1 protein-coding gene is annotated in these 542 nt (G+C 44.1%); it reads left to right on the top strand.

Features of this window, described 5'->3' with window-relative positions:
- Window positions 1–33: 33 nt before the first annotated feature.
- The gene (locus GOU96_RS18175) at window positions 34–531 is read left to right on the top strand and encodes a GNAT family N-acetyltransferase (RefSeq protein ID WP_324702116.1); all 498 of its coding nucleotides are present in this window, start codon (window positions 34–36) and stop codon (window positions 529–531) included.
- Window positions 532–542 lie beyond the last annotated feature (11 nt).

The following is a 542-nucleotide window of genomic DNA, read 5'->3' as shown; positions in this document are numbered from 1 at the left end:
CGGGCGTTATGCATTTTTTAGGAAAGAGGAACCATGGTTGTTGAAGTCAGGCGAGCAGAGCCATCTGATGCTAAAGCGATAAAAGGAATTTATGAGTGCCCAAATGCCTACACCGGCACATTACAACTTCCTTTTCCATCCTCAGATATGTGGGAAAAACGTTTCCAGAATATTCCAGAGCATGTTTATGCCTATGTGGCAGTAGTGGACGGTGAAGTAGTAGGTAATTTGGGCTTTGAGCTATGTACCAATCCGCGACGTCGTCACGTCGGTACGTTCGGTATGGGCGTAAAAGACGATGTTCAAGGTTTAGGTGTAGGTAGTGCTTTACTGAAAACGGTTATCGATTTAGCGGATAACTGGTTGAATTTGAAACGAATCGAATTGACGGTCTATGTGGATAACGAACGAGCGATTAATTTGTACAAGAAGTTTGGCTTTGAAATTGAAGGTGAGTCGAAAGCTTATGCGTTCAGAAATGGCAGCTACGTTGACGTTTACCATATGGCTCGCGTTGTGGCACATGCATAACAAACGCCTCA

The organism is Vibrio sp. R-1 (assembly GCF_035615595.1).
Taxonomy (GTDB): Bacteria; Pseudomonadota; Gammaproteobacteria; order Enterobacterales; family Vibrionaceae; genus Vibrio; species Vibrio cholerae.
The sequence above is the reverse complement of the archived record's forward strand: the minus strand, read 5'-3'. Positions and strand labels throughout refer to the sequence as shown.

Coding starts and splice junctions, on each gene's coding strand:
- GOU96_RS18175 (WP_324702116.1), top strand. CDS start 34: ATGGTTGTTGAAGTCAGGCGAGCAGAGCCATCTGATGCTAAAGCGATA.